The sequence below is a fragment of the Citrobacter sp. TBCS-14 genome (genome assembly GCF_005280805.1).
Lineage (GTDB): Bacteria > Pseudomonadota > Gammaproteobacteria > Enterobacterales > Enterobacteriaceae > Citrobacter > Citrobacter gillenii.
In genome coordinates this window covers 1-288 of record NZ_SZWM01001312.1, presented here as the reverse complement: position 1 = coordinate 288, position 288 = coordinate 1, and the positions used below count along the sequence as shown (strand labels likewise).

Here is a 288-nt window from a genome sequence, read left to right as displayed (position 1 = left end):
CGTAACGAAGGTATCTCTGTTCGCCATAACCCAGAGTTCACTATGATGGAACTCTACATGGCTTATGCGGACTACAAAGATCTGATCGAACTGACCGAATCGTTGTTCCGTACGTTGGCGCAGAACGTTCTGGGAACGACTGAAGTGCCTTACGGTGAAGAAGTCTTCGACTTCGGTAAGCCGTTTGAAAAACTGACCATGCGCGAAGCGATTCAGAAATACCGTCCGGAAACCAACATGGCCGATCTGGATAACTTCGACTCTGCAAAAGCGATTGCTGAATCTATC

At 47.9% G+C, this 288-nt stretch carries 1 protein-coding gene; it reads left to right on the top strand.

Going from position 1 to position 288, the window contains the following annotated elements; all coding sequences use genetic code 11:
- A partial coding sequence (locus tag FDX22_RS27530) for an amino acid--tRNA ligase-related protein (RefSeq protein ID WP_304571836.1) occupies positions 1–288 on the top strand: 288 nt, incomplete at both ends.